23 protein-coding genes and 1 pseudogene are annotated in these 23,604 nt (G+C 71.8%); 14 read left to right on the top strand and 10 right to left on the bottom strand.

Annotated features, from left to right (window positions below; genetic code table 11):
- Positions 1-12 precede the first annotated feature (12 nt).
- Positions 13-1,986, top strand: coding sequence for a DUF5107 domain-containing protein (locus ACZ4WS_RS04405; protein ID WP_467976959.1), 1,974 nt, complete (start codon positions 13-15; stop codon positions 1,984-1,986).
- Between the two features lie 174 nt (positions 1,987-2,160).
- On the opposite strand, the gene ACZ4WS_RS04400 is transcribed toward ACZ4WS_RS04405, so the two are convergent.
- Positions 2,161-2,514, bottom strand: coding sequence for a VOC family protein (locus ACZ4WS_RS04400; protein ID WP_467976957.1), 354 nt, complete (start codon positions 2,512-2,514; stop codon positions 2,161-2,163).
- Between the two features lie 158 nt (positions 2,515-2,672).
- Here ACZ4WS_RS04400 and ACZ4WS_RS04395 point away from each other — a divergent pair, with 158 nt between their 5' ends.
- The gene (locus ACZ4WS_RS04395; RefSeq protein WP_467976955.1) at positions 2,673-3,161 is read left to right on the top strand and encodes a phage holin family protein; all 489 of its coding nucleotides are present in this window, start codon (positions 2,673-2,675) and stop codon (positions 3,159-3,161) included.
- Between the two features lie 30 nt (positions 3,162-3,191).
- The gene (locus tag ACZ4WS_RS04390) at positions 3,192-4,205 is read left to right on the top strand and encodes an SDR family oxidoreductase (RefSeq protein WP_467976954.1); all 1,014 of its coding nucleotides are present in this window, start codon (positions 3,192-3,194) and stop codon (positions 4,203-4,205) included.
- Between the two features lie 15 nt (positions 4,206-4,220).
- On the opposite strand, the gene ACZ4WS_RS04385 is transcribed toward ACZ4WS_RS04390, so the two are convergent.
- Positions 4,221-5,702: a toll/interleukin-1 receptor domain-containing protein gene (locus tag ACZ4WS_RS04385; RefSeq protein ID WP_467976952.1), complete on the bottom strand. Its 1,482-nt coding sequence runs from the start codon at positions 5,700-5,702 to the stop codon at positions 4,221-4,223.
- 117 nt (positions 5,703-5,819) lie between these two features.
- Here ACZ4WS_RS04385 and ACZ4WS_RS04380 point away from each other — a divergent pair, with 117 nt between their 5' ends.
- Positions 5,820-6,257 carry an HIT family protein gene (locus ACZ4WS_RS04380; RefSeq protein ID WP_467976950.1) on the top strand — a complete coding sequence of 146 codons (438 nt, stop codon included), beginning with the start codon at positions 5,820-5,822 and terminating at the stop codon, positions 6,255-6,257.
- On the opposite strand, the gene ACZ4WS_RS04375 is transcribed toward ACZ4WS_RS04380, so the two are convergent.
- Positions 6,258-6,710, bottom strand: a complete 453-nt coding sequence (locus ACZ4WS_RS04375) for a hypothetical protein (RefSeq protein WP_467976948.1) — start codon at positions 6,708-6,710, stop codon at positions 6,258-6,260. It abuts the gene before it with no gap.
- Positions 6,711-6,904: 194 nt separating this feature from the next.
- Positions 6,905-7,111: pseudogene (locus tag ACZ4WS_RS04370) on the bottom strand (LLM class flavin-dependent oxidoreductase); the annotation flags it as partial.
- A 99-nt stretch (positions 7,112-7,210) separates the two neighbouring features.
- On the opposite strand from ACZ4WS_RS04370, the gene ACZ4WS_RS04365 reads away from it, so the two are divergent.
- A complete protein-coding gene (locus tag ACZ4WS_RS04365; protein ID WP_467976947.1) occupies positions 7,211-8,608 on the top strand; it encodes an NAD(P)/FAD-dependent oxidoreductase in 1,398 nt (465 codons plus the stop codon).
- Positions 8,605-10,452: a transketolase gene (locus ACZ4WS_RS04360; RefSeq protein ID WP_467976945.1), complete on the top strand. Its 1,848-nt coding sequence runs from the start codon at positions 8,605-8,607 to the stop codon at positions 10,450-10,452. The genes ACZ4WS_RS04365 and ACZ4WS_RS04360 overlap by 4 nt, the downstream gene beginning before the upstream one ends.
- Before the next feature lie 181 nt (positions 10,453-10,633).
- Here the strand turns inward: ACZ4WS_RS04360 and ACZ4WS_RS04355 are convergent, their stop codons facing one another.
- From ACZ4WS_RS04355 to ACZ4WS_RS04345, 3 genes are all read right to left on the bottom strand, one after another.
- Positions 10,634-10,804 (bottom strand): hydrophobic protein, encoded by a 171-nt coding sequence (locus ACZ4WS_RS04355; protein WP_467976944.1) that lies wholly within the window; start codon positions 10,802-10,804, stop codon positions 10,634-10,636.
- Between the two features lie 42 nt (positions 10,805-10,846).
- The gene (locus ACZ4WS_RS04350) at positions 10,847-11,668 is read right to left on the bottom strand and encodes a class I SAM-dependent methyltransferase (protein WP_467976943.1); all 822 of its coding nucleotides are present in this window, start codon (positions 11,666-11,668) and stop codon (positions 10,847-10,849) included.
- Positions 11,669-11,770: 102 nt separating this feature from the next.
- The gene (locus tag ACZ4WS_RS04345) at positions 11,771-13,276 is read right to left on the bottom strand and encodes a phosphatase PAP2 family protein (protein ID WP_467976941.1); all 1,506 of its coding nucleotides are present in this window, start codon (positions 13,274-13,276) and stop codon (positions 11,771-11,773) included.
- A 206-nt stretch (positions 13,277-13,482) separates the two neighbouring features.
- Between ACZ4WS_RS04345 and ACZ4WS_RS04340 the strand changes: the two genes are divergently transcribed.
- From ACZ4WS_RS04340 to ACZ4WS_RS04330, 3 genes are all read left to right on the top strand, one after another.
- The gene (locus tag ACZ4WS_RS04340) at positions 13,483-15,102 is read left to right on the top strand and encodes an ATP-binding cassette domain-containing protein (protein ID WP_467976940.1); all 1,620 of its coding nucleotides are present in this window, start codon (positions 13,483-13,485) and stop codon (positions 15,100-15,102) included.
- 161 nt (positions 15,103-15,263) lie between these two features.
- Positions 15,264-15,572, top strand: a complete 309-nt coding sequence (locus tag ACZ4WS_RS04335; RefSeq protein WP_467977196.1) for a DUF6158 family protein — start codon at positions 15,264-15,266, stop codon at positions 15,570-15,572.
- Positions 15,569-16,156, top strand: a complete 588-nt coding sequence (locus ACZ4WS_RS04330) for a TIGR03086 family metal-binding protein (protein ID WP_467976938.1) — start codon at positions 15,569-15,571, stop codon at positions 16,154-16,156. The genes ACZ4WS_RS04335 and ACZ4WS_RS04330 overlap by 4 nt, the downstream gene beginning before the upstream one ends.
- A gap of 274 nt (positions 16,157-16,430) precedes the next feature.
- Here ACZ4WS_RS04330 and ACZ4WS_RS04325 read toward each other — a convergent pair whose 3' ends face one another.
- Positions 16,431-16,814, bottom strand: a complete 384-nt coding sequence (locus ACZ4WS_RS04325; protein WP_467976937.1) for a DUF2795 domain-containing protein — start codon at positions 16,812-16,814, stop codon at positions 16,431-16,433.
- A 97-nt stretch (positions 16,815-16,911) separates the two neighbouring features.
- Positions 16,912-17,748, bottom strand: a complete 837-nt coding sequence (locus tag ACZ4WS_RS04320) for an ATP-grasp domain-containing protein (RefSeq protein ID WP_467976935.1) — start codon at positions 17,746-17,748, stop codon at positions 16,912-16,914.
- Positions 17,749-18,016: 268 nt separating this feature from the next.
- Between ACZ4WS_RS04320 and ACZ4WS_RS04315 the strand changes: the two genes are divergently transcribed.
- From ACZ4WS_RS04315 to ACZ4WS_RS04295, 5 genes are all read left to right on the top strand, one after another.
- A complete protein-coding gene (locus tag ACZ4WS_RS04315) occupies positions 18,017-18,811 on the top strand; it encodes an RNA polymerase sigma factor SigF (RefSeq protein WP_467976933.1) in 795 nt (264 codons plus the stop codon).
- Between the two features lie 279 nt (positions 18,812-19,090).
- Positions 19,091-19,456, top strand: coding sequence for an ANTAR domain-containing protein (locus ACZ4WS_RS04310; RefSeq protein ID WP_467976931.1), 366 nt, complete (start codon positions 19,091-19,093; stop codon positions 19,454-19,456).
- Positions 19,457-19,652: 196 nt separating this feature from the next.
- Entirely contained in the window at positions 19,653-20,258 is a 606-nt protein-coding gene (locus ACZ4WS_RS04305; RefSeq protein WP_467976929.1) for a hypothetical protein, read from the top strand.
- 254 nt (positions 20,259-20,512) lie between these two features.
- The gene (locus tag ACZ4WS_RS04300; protein WP_467976928.1) at positions 20,513-21,760 is read left to right on the top strand and encodes an aminotransferase class I/II-fold pyridoxal phosphate-dependent enzyme; all 1,248 of its coding nucleotides are present in this window, start codon (positions 20,513-20,515) and stop codon (positions 21,758-21,760) included.
- Complete coding sequence (locus ACZ4WS_RS04295; RefSeq protein WP_467976926.1) at positions 21,757-22,896, top strand: MBL fold metallo-hydrolase; 1,140 nt, start codon at positions 21,757-21,759, stop codon at positions 22,894-22,896. The genes ACZ4WS_RS04300 and ACZ4WS_RS04295 overlap by 4 nt, the downstream gene beginning before the upstream one ends.
- Here ACZ4WS_RS04295 and ACZ4WS_RS04290 read toward each other — a convergent pair.
- A complete protein-coding gene (locus tag ACZ4WS_RS04290; RefSeq protein ID WP_467976924.1) occupies positions 22,893-23,513 on the bottom strand; it encodes a DedA family protein in 621 nt (206 codons plus the stop codon). The genes ACZ4WS_RS04295 and ACZ4WS_RS04290 overlap by 4 nt on opposite strands.
- Positions 23,514-23,604 lie beyond the last annotated feature (91 nt).

The raw sequence follows: 23,604 nt of genomic DNA, 5'->3' as shown, positions 1-23,604 counted from the left end.
TGACCGGGTTCCATGGTCATCGTGACGACGATCCGACGTGACGTACTGACGCTCCCCGCCGCGGAGTTGGGTCCGAACAACCCGCTGCCGCCGCTGCGGACGCTCGACGAGATACATCGCATCGACGACCGCGACCGCGAGGGCCTGCCGCGCGAGATGGCCCGGCAGATCGGGTACGAGCCGCTGCGCAGCCTGCTGCCGGAGCGCATCCGCGACGGGTACGACAGACAGCGCGCGCCGCGCAAGATCGACACGATCGTGATCGAGAACGACCGGCTGCGGGCCACCGTGCTGTCGGGCTACGGAGGCCGGGTCGCCTCCCTCTTCCACAAGCCCTTGCAGCGCGAACTCCTCTACCGCAACCCGGTGTTGCAGCCCGCCTGCTTCGCCCTCAACGGCGCCTGGTTCTCCGGTGGCATCGAGTGGAACATCGGCGCCACCGGGCACACCACCCTCTCCTGCTCGCCCGTCCACGCCGCCCGCGTCCCCGCCCCCGACGGCGGCGAGATGCTGCGCCTGTGGGAGTGGGAGCGGCTGCGCGACCTCCCCTTCCAGGTCGACCTGTGGCTGCCGGACGGCTCCGACTTCCTGTACGTCGGCGTACGCGTCCGCAATCCGCACGAGAAGCCCGCGCCCGTGTACTGGTGGTCCAACATCGCGGTCCCCGAGGAGCGCAGGGTGCTGGCACCGGCTGAGGAGGCCTGGCAGTTCGGTTACGAGCGGAGGCTACGAAGCGTGCCGGTGCCGTCGTACGACGCCATCGACCGCACGTATCCGCTGAACAGCACCTTCCCCGCCGACTACTTCTACGAGGTGCCCGACGGGCAGCGCCGCTGGATCGCCGCGCTCGACGACGCGGGCGACGGGCTCGTGCAGACGTCGACCGATGTGCTGCGCGGGCGCAAGCTGTTCGTCTGGGGCTCCGGTGCGGGAGGGCGGCGCTGGCAGGAGTGGCTCACCGAGCCCGGCACCGGTGGGTACTGCGAGATCCAGGCCGGGCTTGCCCGCACCCAGCTCGAGCACGTCCGCCTCGATGCGGAGAGCGAGGTGTCCTGGCTGGAGGCGTACGGGCCGCTGGCCGTGAGCGGGGACGCGGTTCACGGGGCGGACTGGGGAGTGGCGCGGGCCGAGGTGGAGACGGCATTGCAGGGTGTCCTGCCGCGCGCCGACGTCGATGCCGCGTACGACGCCTGGTTGCCGCAGGCCGACGTGGAACCCGGCGAGGTGCTGGCCGTCGGCTCCGGCTGGGGCGCGCTCGAAGTGCTGCGCACCGCCTACAAGGTGCCCGGTACGCCCTTCGAGGAGTCCACGCTGGGTGAGGCGCAGGCGCCGTGGCTCGAGTTGCTTCGGTCCGGTGCCTTTCCCGAGCCGCGGCGGGTCGGGCCGCCCGGTGAGAGCCTTGTCGCCGCGCATTGGCGGGACATGCTGGAGACCGCGCCCGCCGTGCCGCTTGCCGAGTATCACCTCGGGGTGGCCCAGTGGCATGCCGGTGATCTCGCGCAGGCCGTGCGCAGTTGGGAGCGGGCGCTTGAACTCGCTCCGTCTCTCTGGCCGTTGCTGCGGTGTCTTGCCGTGGCCGATCTGCAGGCGGGCAACCGGGAGCGGGCCGCCGATCGGTATGCCGACGCGTTCGACGATCTGTGCCAGGAGCGGCGGGACGACGGGGAGGTCTGGACCGCGGCCACGGCGGCGCTCGGGCGGGAGGCGATCGAGGCGTTGCTCGCGGTGCGGCGCGTCTCGGAGGCGCGTGCCGTGTGGGAACGGCTGCGGCCCGCAACCCGGGCGCGTGGTCGATTCCGGTTGATCGAGGCGCAACTGCTGGTGAGCGAGGGGGACTTGGGTGCGGCGCGGGCCGTTTTCGACTCGGGGTTCGAAGTGGCCGATCTGCGGGAGGGGGCGGAGGCCATCGGTGAGGTGTGGGCTCGGCTGAGTGATGAGGCGTTGCCGGGGCGGTACGAGTTCCGGATGCGGCCGTCGATTGACTGAACGTCGACGGGTTTCGCCCCCTCCGCCCCAGACCCCACTCCTCAAACGCCGGACGGGCTGATTTCAGCCCGTCCGGCGTTTGAGGACGAGGCCGTTCAGGCCGAAAGCGGGGGTCTGGGGGCGGTAGCCCCCAGATGCGGGACGGGTAGGGGCGGAGGGGGCGAAAGACCTGGCCTACGCCGCCGACCTGCGGTCCGCGTACTCGAACACCGCCCCGTCCGGATGCATCGCGATCAGGTTGCGGCCCACCGGCGTCGCGACCGGGCCCGCCAGAATGCGCGCGCCCGAGTCGCTGAGGACGCGATGGGCTTCGTCGACGTCCTTGACGGCGATGGTGGCGGCGACCTTGCGGAGGACGTCCAGTTCGGCTTCGGGTCCGCTCATGAGCAGGAAGCACCCGACCGCGGCGACCGACACGCCACCGCGCTCGAAGCGCAGGGCGCGGCCGCCGGCCAGTCGTTCGTAGAAGGGGACCGAAGCCTCCAGGTCGTCGACGCAGACACGCAGCGTGGCTCCCAGAATCTCCATGAGGAGGAGCCTAGTTGGGGCCGGTGACGGAGGAGATCGTTTCGGGCGGATCCTGTTACCCCCGACCCAGAGGTTCGCGATTCGCGTGCGCTGCGGAATCGGGCGGCTACCCTGTGTGCGCGGTGTTATGCGTACGGGCGCTCGGGTACTCGTGCGCCATGGATCACCTGGAACATCTGGACAAGGATCTCGTCGACGAGCTGGCGCAGGTCGCACGCGAGACCGTACGGGACGAGCTGCGGGAGCAGACCCGCAAGCAGCGCCGCACGGCCACCCTGTACGCCGCCTCCGGTGCCGTCGCCCTGTACGCGGGTGCCGCGCTGGCGCTCGCCCTCGGCCTCGCGCTCGCGCTGGGCCTCCCCGGTTGGGCCGCCGCGCTGATCACCGCCGCGGTGCTGGGCGTGGTCGCGTATGTGCTGCGGGGCATGGCCCGGCCGTCCGCGTCCCGGCCCACACCGGGGCGCGAGGCCGAGTCGGCCGCGGGCGGCGGCCGTGTCATCGGCGGTACGGCGCCCGTTGCTCCGCCCGGCGGCCTCGGCATGCCGTACCCGCCGGTCCCGCCCGTCGCGCCGGGTGGGGGAGTACCCGGCGCCGCTGCGCCGCGTCCGGAAGACGTGGACCCCGAAGCGCCGCATCACCGGGCGTGACGAGCCGTGTCGGGGTGCCGCAGGGCCGTCGTGGTGACCGGGGCCAGCGGCGGCGTGGGCCGGGCCGCGGCCCTGGCCTTCGCCGCCCGTGGCGACCGTGTCGCCCTGCTCGCCCGGGGCCGCGAGGGCCTCGCCGCGGCGGCGGACGAGGTGCAGCGCGCCGGGGGTGAGGCACTGGTCGTCACCGTCGACATGGCCGATGCCAAGGCGGTCGACGACGCGGCCCAGCGGATCGTCGACGAGTTCGGCCGGATCGACGTCTGGGTCAACAACGCGTTCGCCGGGGTCTTCGCACTCTTCACGGAGATCACGCCCGACGAGTACCGGCGGGTCACCGAAGTGACGTATCTGGGCTGTGTGTTCGGGACCCGGGCCGCACTGCGCTACATGCTGCCCCAGAACCACGGGAGCATCGTGCAGGTCGGGTCGGCGCTGGCCTACCGGGGAATCCCGCTGCAGTCCGCCTACAGCGGTGCCAAGCACGCCATCCAGGGCTTCAACGAGTCCCTGCGCTGCGAACTGCTGCACGAGGGAACGAAGGTCCGTACGACGATGGTGCAGCTGCCCGCCGTCAACACCCCCCAGTTCGACTGGGTGCTGAGCAGGATGCCGGGGCGGGCCCGGCCGGTCGCACCCGTCTACCAGCCGGAATTGGCCGCACGTGCGATCGTGCACGCGGCGGCGCATCCTCGGCGGCGCGAGTACTGGGTGGGCGGGTCGACGGTGGCCACGCTCGTCGCCAACGCGGTGGTTCCCGGTCTGCTCGACCGGTATCTCGCCCGTACGGGATTCGACTCCCAGCAGGAGGAGGGGGATCAAGCCGGTCCGGCCAATCTGTGGAGCCCGGCCGACGGTCCGCACGGGCGGGACTTCGGCGCCCACGGACGCTTCGACGCGGAGGCACACAACGGCAGCGGCCAGGAGTGGCTGTCCCGCAACCGGCAGCGGATGGGCCGGGCGCTGGCCCTGGGCGCGGGCGTGCTCGTCGCCGGCAAGGCGGGGCGCGCGGCCATCAAGGCCGGCGAGCGGGGTCGGCGGCCCTAGGTGTATGGCCCTGTCCTAGTCGGGCTCCGCGTGCTCTTCGGGGCGCGGTGCGGGCGCGATGGGCTTGACGCGTGCGGGGGAGCTCAGGTCCGCCAGACGCTCGGCGAGCACGTCCCTGCGCTCGACGGCTTCCGTCACCAGCTCGTGTCGCTGCCAGCGCTGATGGCGGTGGCCGATTTCCATGGTGCCGAGGGACAGGACGGCGCCGATCAGGGTCACGGCGACCAGCGCGACGTACGTGCGCGACGTGCCCGTTCCCGCGGCGCTGAAGGCGAGTGCTGACGCGAAGGCGAGCGCCGCGGTCAGCGTCACCCATACGACGTAGAAGCCGAACATCCAGGGGTGGTCCTGGCTCAGCCAGTCCACGCGCGACCGCCTCGCCTCACGGCTCAGTCCGGTCAGGGCCTCCCGGATGTCGGCGAGTTCCCACTGCGCCTTCTCCCGCAGGTCCCGTGGGAGCGGTCGCACCCATCCGTCCATGCTCATGCGGCGCTCCAGACGCGCGATCGCCCGCCGCAGCGCGGGTCGGGTCACGGGGGTGGGAAGGCCCTGCGGCCATCTGCTCCACAGGTCCTGGTCCCTCTTCTCGAGGCGGACGTTGGTGGACGCCGCCCAGCCGACGGCGATGCACAGGGGCAGCAGCAGGACCAGCGACATCTCGGTCCCCAGATCGCCCTTCAGAGAGAGGGTGCCGAACAACGGGATGAGGAGGAGCGCGACGGCGATCGGGTAAGTCTGGCGAATGTACGTTCGATGTTTGATCGTGTGAAGTTCGCGCTCCCAAGAGTTGACAGAGCGACGGAGCAGGCCGTGGACGGCGCCGACCGCCAGCAGGGGCGCGCACATCCCCAGACAGGAGCCGACGGTGGCGTAGGCGAACGGAAGCCCGCCCTTTCCGGCCCGGCTCTCCTCCCGTGCGAGTGCCAGAACCGCGCACAGGACGACAGCCGCCAGGATCGCGGTGGCGACCCCCAGCCACCGACCCGGCCGGACCCGCCGCCGTTCCGTCGGCGGGATCGGCTGCCACGTCGGTGCCACGTCGGGCTCCAGTACGGCGATCAGTTCCGTCAGGTCGGCGTGGCGTCGATCTCCGCGGAGGCGGTGGGCCTGGCGGTGGGCGAGGTCGCGCATCCGTTCCGGCAACTCGCCCGGCTTCGGAGGCTCGGCGCCGTCCAGCAGCAGGGGAATGACGGTCTTGCCGGCGCCCAGAGCCAGTTCGATTTCCAGACGTACCCAGTCGTCCTCACGGTCCAGCCGCCGTCTGACACCGGACTCGTCCCGCGTTGCCGTCCATCCCTGGTGGACCACGACAAGCAGGACCTCGCAGTCCGCCACGCGCTCCCGCAGCGCGTCCGGATACCGTTGTCCCGGCAGGATCGAGGAGATGTCGCGGAACACCATCTCCTTGCCGAAATGCCGCTGGAGCCGCTCGAACAAGTCCTCCCTGACGTCGTCGGTCGGTTCATGCCTGCGGTAGTTGATGAAAATGCCGCCCATGCCGCTGTTCCGCCCACCCCTCGTCGCAAGCCGCCGCGATCAATGTCAGGGTTCGTATCAGAGATCGCGCGCGAGTGGTGCGGTTCGTGCCCGATCCATCCGTACGGGGAGAGGCCGATGACAGCCTGCGCTTTCTGCGACATCGTCGCGAACCCGAGCAGGGCGCGCGTGATCTGCGAGGACACGCACACGATGGCCTTCTTCCCGCTGGCACCCGCGACCCGGGGGCATACGCTGGTCGTGCCCAGGACACATGCCGCGGATCTGTGGACGATGGACGACACCGGGGCGCAGCTGCTGATGCGCACGGTGCTGACGGTTGGCCGGGCGTTGCGCGCGGTGCTCGAACCCGCAGGCATGAACGTCATCAACTCCGCGGGGGCGACGGCCTCGCAGACCGTGTTCCACACCCATGTGCACCTGGTGCCGCGCTGGCCCGGGGATGCGATGGGCGCCATCTGGCCGCCACGGGGAGCGGGGTTCAGGGACGATGCCGAGCTGGACGGGCTCGCCCGCCGGCTCTCCGCGGCGATCGGTCGGCAGCCGGAGCCGTGATCACAGCGCGACGGCGATCATCAAGAGGTCGGCCGCCAGCAGAGGCCCGTAGAACAGCACCAGCGTCTGCGACAACGTGACGCGCAGCAAGGGCGCCCGTGCGAGGTAAGGGCCCACGTTCATGGACAGCATCTCGACCCTGTCATCGGGTCGGCGTGCGTCGTCGTAGAGGTGACGGAAGAGCCTCTCCTGCCGCAGGAAGAAGCCGTCGAGATACCAGAAGCAGAGCAGCGGTACGACTCCGACGGTGGCGATCTGCCAGCTCAGGCGGCTCGCGGACAGTGCCAGGAAACCCGCGGCCAGGGTCAGTGCCCAGCCTTTGACGAGGAACGAGTTGGTGCCCAGGCGCGTGATGACAGCCTGGATGAATTCCAGATGCTTGAGCCGGTCCGCGTCCAGCGGCACCCTGGCGCCGACGACGTGGGCATCCGATCCCTCGCTCAGCGCAGTCACCTGGCACGCCCCCCTTTGCGAACTCCCGTTCACCGATCGTAGCCGCAGGCTGTGACGGAACGCCAGGAGCCTTTTGATCAAGGGGAGTTGGGCGCCGCAGCCGGAACTGGGCGCCGGATCAGTCTCATAGGGCTGCCTGTTGCAGCCGCGGCCGTCCGCGGACGGTGCGTACCGCCTCGTCGCGGGCGGGGCCGTAACAGAACTTCGTGCCGCCGCTCGCCGGTGCCGACGCCGAGCCGGAAGCGGCCGTTCGTCATGACCGCGTTCGTCGCCGCGGCCTGCGCGGCCACCGCCGGGTGGATCCGTGCGGTCGGACAGGTCACCGCTGTCTCGGTCGGCAGGGAAACCGCTTCGGAGAAGGCGCCGATCACCGACCACACGAAGGGGATCCGGCCCTGCGCGCCCGGGTCGCGCGCGAAACGCCGGAAGCCTCCGCGTTTGGGTGCCCTGACCAGGGGGACGCGGAAAGTCCGTACGAGCGACACCGCCGGAGGCGAAACGTGAGTCGACCCCGCATTCTGATCGTCGGTGCCGGCTTCGCCGGGTACCGGACGGCCCGCGTCCTGTCGCGGCTGACCCGGCACAAGGCCGATATCACTCTGCTGAATCCAACCGACTACTTTCTGTATCTGCCCCTCCTGCCCCAGGTCGCCGCCGGAGTCCTGGAGCCGCGACGCGTCACCGTCTCGCTCTGCGGCACGCTGTCCCACGTACGCCTGGTGCTCGGCGAGGCCGACGGCATCGACCTCGACGCGCGCACCGTGCACTACACCGACCCGGAGGGCGACGGGGGCACGCTGACGTACGACCGTCTGGTGCTCGCCGTCGGGAGCGTCAACAAGTTGCTGCCCATTCCCGGCGTCGCCGAGTACGCGCACGGCTTCCGTGGGCTGCCAGAAGCGCTGTACCTACGGGATCACGTGACCCGGCAGGTGGAGCTGGCCGCCGCCTCCGACGACCCCAAGAGCTGCGCCGCGCGCTGCACCTTCGTGGTGGTCGGCGCCGGATATACCGGGACCGAAGTCGCCGCGCAGGGAAAGCTGTTCACCGACGCGCTGGTACGGAAGCGGCCGCTGCGCGAGGGGATGCGGCCCCGCTGGCTGCTGCTCGACCTCGCGCCCCGGGTGCTGCCCGAGCTGGACGAGCGGCTCTCGCGCACCGCCGACCGCGTGCTGCGGCAGCGGGGCGTGGACGTGCGCACGGGGACCTCGGTGAAGGAGGCCACGCCGACCGGAGTCCGGCTCAGCGACGGGGAGTTCGTCGACACGCGAACCCTGGTGTGGTGTGTCGGCGTACGGCCCGACCCGTTGGTCGAGGGCCTCGGACGGCCCCTTGAACGTGGGCGGCTGCTCGTCGATCCGTATCTTCAAGTACCCGGACATCCCGAGGTGTTCGCGTGCGGGGACGCCGCCGCCGTACCGGATCTGGAGAAGCCCGGACAGTACACACCGATGACCGCGCAACACGCCTGGCGGCACGGGAAGGTCGCCGGCCGCAATGTCGCCGCCTCGCTCGGTATCGGTGGCCGCCGCCCCTACCGCCACCGCGACCTGGGCTTCACCGTCGACCTCGGCGGCGCGAAGGCCGCCGCCAACCCGCTCGGTATCCCGCTGTCCGGCCCGCTCGCCGGAGCCGTCACCCGCGGCTATCACCTCGCCGCGATGCCCGGCAACCGCGTCCGGGTCGCGGCCGACTGGCTGCTGGACGCCGTACTGCCGCGCCAGGCCGTGCAGTTGGGCCTGGTCCGCTCGTGGTCGGTGCCGCTGGACACCGCCTCGCCGGAGCTGGCGAGGGTGACCGGCCCGCCCGGACAAACCGAGAGTCGCCCAAGCAGCCAGGAACCCGTGGGTCGCCCGAGCCGCCGGGAACAGGACAGCAGCTCGGAAGGAGAGTCATGAACACCCGCCAACTCATCGATCTCGCCCAGCAGTTGCGCGTCGACAGCGTCCGTGCCACCGCCGCCGCGGGCTCCGGCCACCCCACCTCCTCGATGTCCGCCGCCGATTTGATGGCGGTCCTGCTGGCCAAGCATCTGCGCTACGACTTCGAACGTCCCCAGCACGCCGGCAACGACCGCTTCATCCTCTCCAAGGGGCACGCCTCACCGCTGCTGTACGCCGCGTACAAGGCGGCCGGGGCCATCAGCGAGGCCGAGCTGCTCACCCTCCGTAAACTCGGCAGCAGGCTCGAAGGGCACCCGACGCCCCAGCGGCTGCCGTGGGTCGAGACGGCCACCGGCTCGCTCGGACAGGGGCTGCCCGTCGGGGTCGGTATCGCGCTCGCCGGAAAACGGCTGGACCGTACCGGATACCGCGTCTGGGTGCTGTGCGGCGACAGCGAACTCGCCGAGGGCTCCGTGTGGGAGGCCGCCGAGCACGCCGGATACGAGCACCTCGACAACCTCACCGCGATCGTCGACGTCAACCGGCTCGGCCAGCGCGGGCCCACCCGGCACGGACACGACCTGCACGCGTACGCCCGCCGGTTCCAGGCCTTCGACTGGCACACCGTGGAGATCGACGGACACGACGTCGACGCGATCGACCGTGCGTACGCCGAGGCCGAGTCCACCAGGGGACAGCCGACCGCGATCCTCGCCCGCACCCTCAAGGGCAAGGGCGTCGAGTCGGTCCAGGACCGTGAGGGTCTGCATGGCAAGCCGCTGCCGGACGCCGCTGAAGCGATCGCCGAACTCGGCGGCGTGCACGACCGGCGCGTGGAGGTCCAACAGCCGCCCGCCGCACGGATGTTGCACGCCGTACGCTCGGGTCACCTCGACCTGCCGCGCTACGAGACCGGCGACAAGGCCGCCACCCGCGACGCCTACGGGCAGGCGCTCGCCGCGCTCGGCACCGCCCGCGGCGACATCGTGGCCCTGGACGGCGAGGTGAGCGACTCGACGCGCGCCGAGTTCTTCGCCAAGGAACACCCCGACCGCTTCTTCGAGTGCTACATCGCCGAGCAGCAGCTGGTCGCGGCCGCGGTCGGGATGGCCGCGCGCGGCTGGGTGCCGTACGCCTCGACGTTCGCCGCCTTCCTCACCCGCGCGTACGACTTCGTCCGCATGGCCGCGATCAGCGGCTCCGGCATCAACCTCGTCGGCTCCCACGCGGGCGTCTCCATCGGGCAGGACGGGCCCTCGCAGATGGGCCTGGAGGATCTGGCGATGTTCCGGGCGGTGCACGGATCGACCGTGCTGTACCCGTGCGACGCCAACCAGACCGCCAAGCTCGTCAGTGAGATGGCGGGCTTGGCGGGCATCCGCTATCTGCGCACCTCGCGCGGGGACACCCCCGTCATCTACAGCCCCACCGAGGACTTCCCGGTCGGCGGCAGCAAGGTGCTGCGCGCCTCCGACGAGGACCGGCTGACGCTCGTCGCGGCGGGCGTCACCGTCCACGAGGCGCTGGCCGCCGCCGAGTCGCTCGACCGCGAGGGCATCCGGGCCCGCGTCATCGACCTGTACTCCGTCAAGCCGGTCGACCGTCGCACCCTGCGCGAGGCCGCCGAACACACCGGTTGCCTCCTCACCGTCGAGGACCACCGGGAGGAGGGCGGCCTCGGCGACGCGGTCCTCGACGCTTTCCTCGACGGCCGCCCGGTGCCGCGCCTGGTGCGCCTCGCCGTCCGTACGATGCCGGGCTCGGCGACTCCCGCCGAGCAGCTGCACGCCGCGGGCATCGACGCCGAGTCGATCGCGGCGGCGGCGCGGCTGCTGGTGGAGCACGCCGTCGTCCGCTGACCATGTGCGTGCCGTTTGCGCGGCACTCGTTCCCGGTTATTTCCCGATGAAGATTGTCGGAGCGTGCACGGTTGCACGCGCAGCAGAATGCGGAGCTTATCCGAGCTGCCCGAGGTCCAGCTGAATCTGGACCTCGGGCAGCTCGGACCGCTACATTCCAGGGAATAGACCCGGGGTGGGTTTACCACCGATACCAGCGGCCCCTGCCTCCTGAAGCGCTCGTACCGCGCACCAGGAATCCAAGCAGCCACAGGACGATGACTATCAGGGCTAGCCACCAGAGAATTTTCACTGCGAATCCCGCGCCGAAGAGAATCAGCGCCAGAAGCAGTACCAGCAGGATGGGAACCATATTCTGAACCTCCTGCTTTCCGGGTTTCCCGAAGCAGGCGAATCAGACTTCCTTACGGCAGAGAATTTCTCCGTGCAGTACGGAGAACCAGCCGTCCTCCTGCCGCCCCCACTCCCGCCAGGCGTCCGACACGGCGCGCAGCTGATCCGTGGTGGCGTGGCCGCCCTCCGTGGCACGGTCCGCGTAGGCGGAGGCCAGCGTGCGGTCCGCCCACAGCCCGCTCCACCACACCCGCTCGTCCTCGGTGGCGAACGTCCACGTGCTCGACGTGGCCTTGATGTCCCGGATACCGGCCGCCAGTGCCCACGCCTTGAGACGCCGTCCCGCCGCCGGCTCGCCCCCGTTGGCACGGGCGACACGCAGATACAGGTCCTGCCAGTCGGTCATGCCCGGTACCTCGGGATACCAGGGCATCGCCGAGTAGTCCGCGTCGCGGACGGCGATGAACCCGCCCGGCTTGGTGACCCGGTACATCTCCCGCAGCGCCTGGACCGGGTCGCCCACGTGCTGGAGCACCTGATGGGCGTGGACCACGCAGAAGGTGTCGTCCGGATACTCCAGCGCGTGGACGTCCGCGATCCCGAACTCGACGTTCTCCAGGCCGCGTTCGGCCGCGACGGCCCTGGCCTGGTCCAGGATCCCCGGCGCGTGGTCGACGGCGGTGACGTGTCCGTCGGGAACCAGTTCCGCCAGGTCGGCGGTGATGGTCCCGGGGCCGCAGCCGATGTCCAGGATCTTCATGTGGGGCTTCAGTGAGTCGAGCAGGTACGCCGCCGAGTTGGCGGCGGTGCGCCAGACGTGCGAACGCAGCACGGACTCGTGGTGGCCGTGCGTGTAGACAGCGGTCTCCTGCGCCTTCGACATGACCGTTCCCCTTCTCGTCGTACGGGCCTCGGGAGTCGCCGCTCCGTGAGGCGGTAGGCATCACCGTACGCGCCCATGTCGAATAATGAGACCCGCGTCTTGCTATGTGGGCAAGTCGCGGGGAGGCAGCGGCCGGTAGACGGTCAGCGCCCCGGGAATCTTCTGGAGCGTCACCTCACCCTCCACCTCGGTGACTTCGCCGTCGTACGCGAGGAGCGTGCCGGGCGCGACGCCGTCCACGCGCAGGCGGCGTACTCGTACGGCCGCGTGGGCGGGGGAGCGGGTCAGCGGTCCCGCGAGCGCGGCGGCCAGCAGCCGGACGGCGGGGCGGCGGCCGCCGTGCACGACGCGTACGTCCAGGAGTCCGTCCGCGAGGTCGTGGCGGCGGGCCGGGGCGAGACCCATACGGTGATACGTGCCGTTGCCGGCGAACAGCAGCCACAACGGGTGGGTGCGGCCGCCGAGTTCGGCCCGCAGTGGATGGTGGTCCGCGCGCAGGACGCGCAGCACGCCGAGCACCCCAGCCGGCCATCCGCCGATCAGCCGGGCCCAGTACTCGCGCTCACGCACCAGTTCCGGATAGACGCCCAGACTGCAGGTGTTGAGGAAGATGCCCCGCGTGGCACCCGACGAGAATCGGCCCACGTCCACGCGGACCGCGTCGCCCTGCCGGAGGGCATAGCCCAGATCGCGGTCGCCCTCCACGCCGAGGTCGTGGGCGAAGTGGTTCAGGGTGCCGCCCGGGAGGACGGCGAGGGGGAGGCCGTGGCGCAGGGCGACCTCGGCGGCGGCGTTCACGGTGCCGTCACCGCCGCATACGCCGAGGACCCGGGCGCGGGTCGCCGCCTTCTCCAACTCGGCCCGGATGTCGGCCGGTTCGCACTCCACGGTCCTCGCGCGCGGCAGGGCGTCGCGCAGGGCGCGTACCCGGTCCGGGGTGCCCGCGCCTGTGTTGGCCACCATGACCAGGCCCTCGCCCCCGGGCAGCGCGGGCGCGTCCGCATGGGTGCGGCCGGGCGGTGGCAGCTGGTCGCGGGTCGGGACCAGGCCCCGTACCGCGTACGTGGCGCCCACGCCCAGGGCGGCGCCCGCGAGGACGTCGCTCGGGAAGTGGACGCCCGTGTAGACGCGGGACAGGGCCACCGCGGTGGCGAGCGGCGCCACGCTCGCGCCCCAGCCGCGGGACTCCAGGGCCACGCCCGTGACGAAGGCCGCGGCCGAGGCGGCGTGGCCCGACGGGAACGAGGTGGTGATCGGCTGGCGCTTGAGCTGCCGGATCAGGGGGACGGGGTCCAGGGGCGGGCGGGGGCGGCGTACCGAGCGCTTGCCGAGGGTGTTGATGGTGGCGGAGGCCAGGGCGAGCGACGCGAGGCCTCGGGCAGCGGCTCGGCGTGCCCGCGGGGTGCGGCTCGCTGTGAGTGCCGCCGCTGTGGCGCACCACAGCACGCCGTGGTTCGCGGTCCTGCTCAGCCTGGGCAGCAGGCGGTCGCAGCCGGGCCAGTGCCGGGCGGCTACCGCCTCGAAGAGGCGGCAGTCCGCTGCGAGCAGTCGGTCCCTGAGTGCGTGGCGCCCCGGCGGGCGGACGGTGAGGTCGACGTCTGGGGTCATGGGGGTGCGGGTACCCTGGTCAAGCGTTTCCTCGCCCCCGCCGCCCCTGCCCTTCCCGCCCCTGCCCTTCCCGTGCCTGGGGCTGTCGCCCTCAGACCCCCGCTTCGGCCTGGACGGCCTCGTCCTCAAACGCCGGACGGGCCAAAAGATGCCCAGCCGAATACGCGTTTGCCCCGTACCCCCCGCTCCCCGGAGAATGCCTCCCCATGGGACACCTCGAAGCCGCGCATCTTGAGTACTACCTTCCCGACGGGAGGGCGCTGCTCGGCGATGTGTCGTTTCGGGTGGGGGAAGGGGCCGTCGTCGCGCTCGTGGGGCCCAATGGGGCCGGCAAGACGACGCTGCTGCGGCTGATCTCGGGGGAGCTGAAGCCGCACGGGGGGACCGTCACCGTAGGGGGCGGGCTGGGCGTGATGCGGCAGTTCGTGGGGTCCGTACGGGACGAGACGACCGTACGGGAGCTGCTGGTGTCGGTGGCGCCGCCCCGCATCCGGGAGGCCGCGCAGGCCGTCGACGCCGCCGAGCACGCGATGATGGCGGTCGACGACGAGGCCGCACAGCTTCAGTACGCGCAGGCGCTGTCCGACTGGGCCGAGGTGCGCGGATACGAGTCGGAGACCCTCTGGGACATCTGCACGATGGCCGCGCTCGGCATCCCGTACGAGAAGGCGCAGTGGCGGCTGGTGCGGACGCTCTCCGGCGGCGAGCAGAAGCGGCTCGTGCTGGAGGCGCTGCTGCGCGGCACGGACGAGGTGCTGCTGCTCGACGAGCCGGACAACTACCTCGACGTACCGGGCAAGCGCTGGCTGGAGGAGCGGCTGAAGGAGACCCGCAAGACGGTCCTGTTCGTTTCGCACGACCGCGAGCTCCTCGCCCGCGCCGCCGAGAAGATTGTCAGCGTCGAACCCAGCCCCACCGGTGCCGACGCCTGGGTGCACGGCGGCGGATTCGCGACGTACCACGAGGCACGGCGGGAGCGCTTCGCCCGGTTCGAGGAGCTGCGGCGGCGCTGGGACGAGAAGCACGCCCAGCTGAAGAAGCTCGTGCTGAATCTGCGCCAGGCGGCTTCCATCAGCCATGAGCTGGCCTCCCGGTATCAGGCCGCGCAGACCCGGCTCAGGAAGTTCGAGGAGGCCGGGCCGCCTCCGGAGCCGCCGCGCGAGCAGGACATCAGGATGCGGCTGCACGGCGGGCGCACCGGCGTAAGGGCGGTCACTTGCAAGGGACTTGAGCTGACCGGCCTGATGAACCCCTTCGATCTGGAGATCTTCTACGGCGAGCGGGTCGCCGTACTCGGCTCCAACGGCTCCGGCAAGTCGCACTTCCTGCGCCTGCTCGCGGGCGACACCGTCGCGCACACGGGCGAGTGGAAGCTCGGCGCGCGGGTCGTCCCCGGGCACTTCGCGCAGACACACGCCCACCCGGAGCTGGAGGGCCGCGTGCTGCTCGACATCCTGTGGACCGAGCACGCCCAGGACCGCGGCGCCGCCATGTCCCGGCTGCGCCGCTACGAGCTGACCGCGCAGGCCGAACAGCGTTTCGAGAAGCTCTCCGGCGGCCAGCAGGCCCGCTTCCAGATTCTCCTCCTGGAGCTGGAGGGCTCCACGGCCCTGCTCCTCGACGAGCCGACCGACAACCTCGACCTGGAGTCCGCGGAGGCCCTCCAGGAGGGCCTGGAGGCGTACGAGGGCACGGTCCTCGCGGTCACCCACGACCGCTGGTTCGCCCGCTCCTTCGACCGCTACCTGGTCTTCGGCTCCGACGGCCGGGTACGCGAGACCACGGAGCCGGTGTGGGACGAGCGCAGGGTGGAGCGCGCCCGCTAGCGGCCCGCGAGGGTCACTTCCCGCAGGTGGAGAGCGCGTCGGCAGGGCGCAGACGTCCGTGGCCGCGCGTCGTACGTGTGTGCATATTTCGTACAGCTGCCCAGGACCCCGGATCTTCGTAAAGTGGAGGGAGAAAGGCGAGATCCATGGCTCCCTCCCGGATGCCGCTCGGGGTATTGCCGGCGGGCGGGTACCCGGACCGCACCGAAGGACACGACGATCGGGGTACCACCATGATGACCGGAGTCGACCCGGGCCGGCTGGACGACCAGCAGCTGATGAAAGAGCTGGAGACGATCCACCGCACGCGCCATGACACGCTGCTGCACGGTTCGAACGACGCACTGCGCACCCACAACGTGCGCATGGCCGAGCTGGAGGGCGAGTATCTGCGCCGCCACCCGCGCCGCCCGGTGGTCGCGGGCCGCACGCGCGAGGGAGCCAGGGACCGGGGGGCCGGAGCGGAATGAGCGGTATGACAGACGTCCATCCGGTCCTCACCCGGCACGCGGAGGCCCTCGCCCTGTTCGGCGACCGCGTCCACACGGTCAGGGACGACCAGTGGGAGGCCGCCACGCCCTGCACCGACTGGACGGTGCGCGATCTCGTCAACCATCTCGTCTCCGAACAGCTGTGGGTGCCCGCGCTGGTCCGGGACGGTGCCACCGTCGAGGCCGTCGGCGACACCTTCGACGGCGACCTGCTCAGCTCCGACCCGGCCGCCTCCTGGGACACCGCCGCGCACGCCTCCCGTACGGCCTTCGCCGCGCCGGGCGCGCTGGAGCGCACCGTCCACCTCTCGTACGGCGACACCGTGGCCAGCGCCTACTGCGCGCAGACGGTGACCGACCTGACCGTGCACGCCTGGGACCTGTCCCGCGCGATCGGCGCCGACGAACGGCTGCCGGACGACCTCCTGAAATTCACGGTGCGCGAAGTCACGCCGTACGCTGCCAACCTGGCGAAGACCGGGCTCTTCGCCGCGCCGGTGGAGCCGCCACCCGGCGCCGATGTGCAGACCAAACTCCTGTGCCTGCTGGGGCGTGCGCCCTAGACGGCGGACCTGCTGGACCAGCCACTGGTCGCCGCGCCGCGTCAGGAGGAGCTGGTGAAGGGGTGTTCGGGCCGCCGCACACGGCCACCGGCCCGAACACCCCTTCACCGCGGCCGGACTCGCCGCCGAGGCGCGCGTCGGGGTGGTCGGGCTGCCGTACGACGCCGACGTGCAACTCCGTCGATCATGGGGCAGGGCGATGTCGCGGTCGGTGAGGATCCCGATCGCCCGGTGGTCGCCCGCAGTACCCCTGAGCGGGCGCCTATGCCTCCCTTCAGCGCTGCCCGGCGTGTACCACCGCTTCGGCCAGCTCGTGCGCCGTGGCGTAGTGCGCCTTGTGCGGCAGCCGCTCCAGGGGTTCGATGAGGACGTCCGGCGCGTGCTTGTCGCGCAGGAGGCGGGTCAGCTCGCGGGGACCCGCGGGGAACGAGGTACGGCCCAGCAGCCGCGCCAGTTCGAGGCGCACCGTCTCCACGGCGGCGGGCGCGCGGCCCGGTGTCACGGGTCCGCCCGCGAGCTGCGGGTCGTCGTCGGCACTCGGCTCGGGGTCGTGCCACTCCTCGGTCCGGGTGGGGTGCCCCGACCTGAGCAGCCCCTGCAGTTCGTGTTTCATCTCTTCGTCCCGGTGGACACTCAGCCGGTCACTGCCTCGCTGCATGACTCCCTCCAGATGTTCGGGGGTGGTCATCGCGTACCCGTGGAACCGGAGCCGACACGTTGATCCGCCCGGAACCCGGCAGGTGCGGGGATTCCCGTCAGGCGGCGGGCGGAGCGTCCAGGAACCGGTGGAGGGAGGCCGTCATGCCGGTGACGAAGGTGTCGCGGGTCCGGTCGGCGACGAGGTCCAGGGACAGATAGGGGTTGAGGTCCTCCAGCTCGACCAGGAGCAGTTCGCCCTCCTGAGTGCGGCAGGCGTCCACGCGCTGGATGCCGTGGTCGAGGGTGTTCCAGTCGATGAACCGGCGGGCGAACGCGAGGTCGGCGTCGGTCGGCTGGTAGGGCTCGAGGACCCAGCGCCGGTCGGGGTCGGGGGCGTGCAGGGCGTACTGGAACGTGTCGTCGACGTAGTAGAAGGACACCTCGTAGCGGAAGTCGATACGCGGCTGGACCAGGATGTCGCCGTAGGCGAGGCCGTCCAGCCCTTCCCGGGGCACGAAGGCCAGGCCGATGGAGTCCGCGCCGGCCTTCGGCTTGACCGCGTACTGGCCGGTCTCGGGCAGACGGGCCAGGTCCTGCGGCCGGTTGATGGTGGGGATGACCGGGTATCCGGCGGCGGTCAGGTCCAGCAGGTGCTGCTTGCCGGCCATGTCGCCGCGGCCGGACAGCGGGTTGTAGACCCGGGTGCCCCGCACCGTGGCCCGCTCCCGGAACGCGTCGTACTCCTTCTGGTAGTGCAGCACCGGGCCGCTGTTGCGGACCACGACCGCGTCGAAGGAGTCCATTAGCGCGGCGGCGTCCAGCGGGTGGCACAGGGCGATGTCGAAGGCGTCGCGGAGCCGGGAGGTCAGGAAGATGTCCTCGTCGCAGTAGCGCCGTCCTCGGGCCTGGTAGGCGAGATCGGTCACGAACAGAACACTGGGACGGGCAGGCATGGTGCGGCTCCTCGGGTGGTTGCTGCCAACCTACCTGTGCCGCCGGGGCTCGGCTCTTCAAGATCCCCTTGGGCCTGCGGCTGCTGGAAAAGCCTGCGCGTGTTTGCCCCGGATACGCCGGGGCAGGCGCAATTCCAGTGCTTCGGACAGGAGGCACGTCCATGGGAGCGGTGAACCGCGCCAGGGTGTACCCGTCCGGCGCACGGGTGCGCTCCCAGGGTGACCGACCGTCCAACCCAAGGCATCTGCAAGGGAGTTGCGACGCACCATGCGAACTCAAGCGAGCGCGAAGCATCATCCGCACGACGACGCCCCCGACACCGCAGAGGCATTCCGCAAGCTCGCCACGCTCCCCCCGGGCCGGCAGCGCGACACGCTCCGCGAGGAGGTCGTCGAGGCCTGGCTGCCGATGGCCGAACGGCTCGCGGGACGGTTCCGCAGCCGCGGCGAGAGCTACGAGGACCTGCGCCAGGTCGCGGCGCTCGGCCTGGTCAAGGCCGTCGACCGGTACGACCCCGAGCTCGGCAACGCCTTCGAGAGCTACGCGGTGCCGACCGTCACCGGTGAGATCAAGCGTCACTTCCGCGACCACATGTGGACCCTGCACGTACCGCGCCGCGTCCAGGACCTGCGCAACCGGGTGCGGTTCGCCTGCCAGGACCTGTCGCAGACCGTGTCCGGCCGCAGGCCCACCGTCGCCGAGATCGCCGAGCACGCCCGGCTGAGCGAGGAGGACGTCCTGACCGGCCTGGAGGCCCTGGAGAGCTACACCGCGCTCTCCCTGGACGCCGAACTCCCGGGCAGCGAGGACGGTTACTCGCTCAGCGACGCCCTCGGCTCACCCGACCCGGCCCTCGACACCGTCATCGACCGCGAGGCCGTCAAGCCCCGCCTCCAGGCCCTGCCCGAGCGCGAACGCGCCATCCTCTACATGCGGTTCTTCAGCGACATGACCCAAAGCCGTATCGCCGACGAGCTCGGCATCTCCCAGATGCACGTCTCCCGGCTGATCAGCCGCTGCTGCAACCGGCTCCGCGACCAGGTCATGCGTGACGCGGCGTAGGGCGGCGGTGCCGGGTCGGCCCAACCAGGCTCGCACCAGGGCTATATGACTGGGCGTCATGGCCGCCCGCCGCGGTGACCCGGCCCGACCTCGCCGGACTCGTCTCGGTACGGCTCCGCTGCGGCGGCGGGACCATTCCGGCCGCCCTGGAGCGTGGTGAGCCCGTCGCCTCGGCGGACCTGCTGCGCGAGGAGCGCCGGCCGACGTACCGCGCCGTGGCCCTCGACTCGGGCGTGCGCTCCGGCGTCACCATCCCCCTTGCGGCGCCCCGGGCTGACCGTGACTCTCAGCCGCTACAGCTTCCGGCTCGGCGCACCGCAAGACGCCCCGCACGGCCCCGCCCGCGCCCTCGGCGACGTCGCCGTGACCTGCCTGATCCGCGACCGCTCCTACCGCGCCTCGCTCACCGAGCTCGACCAGCTGGGCGCCGCACTGCGCTCCCGGCCCGTCGTCGACCAGGCGTGCGGCATTGTCATGCTTGTGCTTGTGCTTGTGCTTGTGCTGGGCTGCGACGCGGACGCGGCCTTCGGGGCACCGCGCCGCATCTCGCAGCGCACCCACCGCAGACTGTCCGAGGTCGCCTCCGCCGTCGTGGACAAACGCGGCCGGGGCCTGGAGCGGGAGCTCGTCTCCCTGTCCGGCTGACCGACCGCCCCGGGTGGCGGGCGCCGTGCCCGGGAGCGCCGCGGTCGCCACGACCGCGGCGTCACCCGCTCGGGCGTCTGTGTCCCGCGAATGGTGCCCGGCCGCGCGCGCCCGGCCGCCGGGCGGGCTGTGATGGGCCAACGGGGGCACGACGGCCGTGCCCCCGGATCGCAGCCCGGCCGAAGGAGCCACGCCCATGCGCCGCACCGCCCGTGTCCTGTCCGCCATCGCCCTGGCCGGTGCCGCCCTGGGCGCCGCCGCGTCGGCCGCGTCCGCGGATCCGGCCGCGGAGGTCAGCCCGGGCTCCGTCACGCCCGGCGGCACCGTCAGCATCTCCGTGACCTGCGACGCGTTCGGCGGAACTCCGCCCGAATTCATCGACGCCTCCTCCCAGGGCTTCGAGGAGGGCAAGGTCCAGCTGCGCCGCGTCGCCGGCGACCACGGGGGCGTGGCGGGCCCCGCCTACCGCGGGACGGCCCGGATCCCGCCCGGCGGGAACGCCGACGACGGCACCGACGCGATGGGCCCCGAGTCCGACTGGGGCGTCGACGGCGCCTGCCCCGTGGCACCGGGCGGCCGGGAGAAACAGTGGACCGCCTCCTACACCGTGGCCCGTGGCACCACTGCCGTGAGCGACACCGTGGAGCGTCCCCCGACCGTTCAAAGCGGGGTGAGCGCCGGTGAGGGCGGCGCCTTCACCGGGTCCATCCCGGCCCTGATCGCCGGAAGCGTCCTGATCGCGGGCGCGGTCGGCACCGCCGCGTACCGACTGCTCCACAAGGGTGCGCCGGCGGACAAGTGACGCTGTGACAGGCACAACCCGACCGGGTGCCCTTGGGGTGGCCTGACCCTGGGTACGGAGAGGCCGAGGGAGCGAGCGGGACCGTACAAAGGGCTGTACGAAGGGCTGTACGAAGAGGTGGGGGTGGCGGAAACCGTACAGGGACGGGAGCACCGGAACAGAGCTCGGCATCGGCGACACGCGAGGCACTGGCGACACGGCACGGCACGGGCGACACGGCACGGCACGGCACCACGGACTGCGCGGAGGCACGTATGCGGCGGACGGATCCGGAAGGCCACGGGCCCGTCCGTTACGGGCCGCAGCTTCCCGACCAGGGTCTGCCCGTGCTGCCGGAACTCCGTTCCGTGCTCGCGGCGGCCGCGGACCTCGCCCACGCCGAGCCCTCCGGCGGCGGGCCCGCGCTGCTCGAAGCGGCGTGCGGTTACTGGACCCGCCGAGGACTGCCCGCCGCACCGGACCGGGTGGTCGCCGCACCCGGCGCCGCCACGCTGCTCCTCGCGCTGACCGGCGCGCTCGGTGGCGACGTCCTCGTGCCGCGCCCGTGCGCCGCGTGGTGGGCGCCGCAGGCACGCCTGTTGGGCAGATCGGCGTTCCATGTGCCGACGCCCGCGGAGTGCGGCGGCATCCCGGACCCCTACGCCCTCCTGGAGACCATCCGCAGAGTCCGCGCCGAAGGCGGCGACCCGCGCCTGCTCGTGCTGTCCGTCGCCGACGACCCCACCGCGACCGTCGCGCCGCCCGAGGTGGTCCACGAGACCATGGAGGCCGCGGCGGGTGAGGGCCTGCACATCGTCAGCGACGAGACCTGGCGCGACACCCTGCACCGGCCGCACGACACCGTGCTGCTCAGCCCCGCCGAGATGCTCCCCGGCGGGGTCACCGTCGTCACGGACCTCGCGGGGCCCTTCCTGCCGCAGGGCTGGCCGGCCGCCGTGGCCCGCTTCACCGACAACGACTCCGGCGTCCGGCTGCGCGCCCGCGTCCTCGACGTGCTCACCGTGCTCGATGCCCGGGTCGCCGAACCGGTCGCCGCGGCGGCCGCGTACGCCCTCGGCGAGCCCGCCGAGGTCACCGGGCGGCTCGCGGCCGCCGTACGCCTGCACGCGCGCGTGGCCGCTGCCGCGCACCACGCCGTGGTCGGCGCGGGCGCCCTCGCGCGGCCCCCGCAGGCCGGGAGACACCTGTACGTGGACCTCGGCCCGCTGCGTTCCGCGCTCGGTGCGCACGGTGTGGGCGACGCCCAGGATCTGGAGGACTTCCTCACCGCCCGGCTCGGGATGCCCGCGCCGGGCGGCCACCGGTTCGGCGACGACCTCGCGGCGCTCCGGGTGCGGCTGGGGACCGGGCCGCTGCTCGGTGCCACGGACGACGAGCGGGCGGAATGCCTCACGTCACCCGCGCCGTTGGAACTGCCACATGTGCAACGCGCGTTGACCCTCTTGGGGTCGGCCTTCGACGATCTCCGCGACGACGCTCAGCGATGGGAGCCTCCTCGATGACGCAGCAGTCCGAGTCGACCAGGAGCACGAGCACGAGCACGAGCACCAAGGACGTCGACGAACCGGCGTCTTCGCAGGCCCCGGTGACGGGGCCGCTGTCTCCCTCTTCTCCTCTCTCTCCGCTGTCTCCTCTCGATCCTCTCCACCCTCTCCATCCTCTCGCCGAGCCCCGTCCGCTCGGCGAGAGGCGTGTCTGGCCGCGGTCCTTCGTGGACCGGCTGACCGCGCCGCTGCCGGGGCTGCGGGCCTTGGCCCGTTTCGCCCGCGAGGGCGTGCTGCGCCCAGGGCCCGAAGGGCTCGCCGACATCCCGCTGCTGCCCTTCGAACCGGGGCCGCTGCCCCAGGTCGACGCGCGCACGGTCGCCGTCTCCTGGGCGGGGCACGCGAGTTGGGTGATCCGCGTCGGCGGGCTCACCGTCCTCACCGACCCGGTCTGGTCCCGCAAGATCCTCGGTACCCCGGCCCGGATCACCCCGGTCGGCGTGGCCTGGAGCGCGCTGCCGCGCGTCGACGCGGTCGTCATCAGCCACAATCACTACGACCACCTGGACGCGCCGACCCTGCGCCGACTCCCGCGCGACACACCGGTGTTCGCGCCGGCCGGGCTCGGACGCTGGTTCAGGCGCCGCCGGTTCACCCAGGTCACCGAGCTGGACTGGTGGGAGGCTGCCCAACTCGGCGGCGTCCGCTTCGACTTCGTCCCCGCCCACCACTGGTCCAAGCGCAGTCTCACCGACAGCTGTCGCACGCTGTGGGGCGGCTGGGTGCTGACGGCGCCCGACGGACAGCGCGTCTACTTCGCGGGAGACACGGGGTACGGCCACTGGTTCGCCCGCATCGGCCGGCGCTATCCCGGCATCGACCTCGCCCTGCTCCCCGTCGGCGCGTACGACCCCCGCTGGTGGCTCAGCGACGTCCACTGCGATCCGGAGGAGGCGGTGCGGGCCGCCCTCGACCTCGGGGCGCACCGCATGGCTCCCATGCACTGGGGCACCTTCGTGCTCTCGGCGGAGCCGGTCCTGGAGCCGCTGACGCGGGTTCGGGCGGCCTGGGAGAAGGCGGGGCTGGACCGGGAGGATCTCTGGGACCTGCCGGTGGGAGCTTCGCGGGTGCTCGGCCAGGTCCTGTCGGCCTAGGCGACGGTCCTGCGCATCCGGCGCCACAGGCTGGGGGTCAGGCTGATGAGCACCGTCAGCACCACCGCCGCCACCACTCCCTCCCAGGGCTCGCTGAAGAGGGAGCCGCCGAGGATGCCGATCAGTTGGTACGTCACGGCCCAGGCGAGACAGGCCGGGACGTCGCCGCGGGCGAAGGTGCGCAGGGGCATCTTCGCCAGCAGGCAGGCGAGCATGACCGGGATGCGGCCGGCCGGGACGAGGCGGGAGAGGACCAGTACGGCGATGCCGTGGTCGCTCAGCTTCTCCTGGGCCTGGGTGAGGCGGTCCTCCGGGGCGCGGTCGCGGAGGGTCTCCAGCCAGCGCGAGCCGTTCTTGGAACGCATCCCGCGCTGCCCGAGCCAGTACAGCGCGACGTCTCCGAGGAACGCCGCGAGCGCCGCCACCGCGAAGACCAGCAGCAGCGCGAACGCCGAGGTCTGGTGAAAGGCCACCACGGCCGCCGAACTCACCAGCGCACCCGTCGGCACCACCGGCACCAGCGCGCCGATCAGCACCAGCAGGAAGAGCGAGGGGTAGCCGACCACCTGCTGCGTGGACTCGGGCGGCGCGGTCGACGCCGCGACGGACAGGAACATCACCGGACGACCTCCGGCGGAACGCCTTCACCGTGCCCGGGCCGGTGCGGCATGGTGTTGCTGGCCGTGCTGGCCGTGCTGGCCGTGCTGG

This window comes from Streptomyces sp. NPDC029292, from assembly GCF_055569295.1.
Note: the sequence above shows the minus strand (reverse complement) of the source record. Positions and strands in the feature narration are given on the sequence as shown.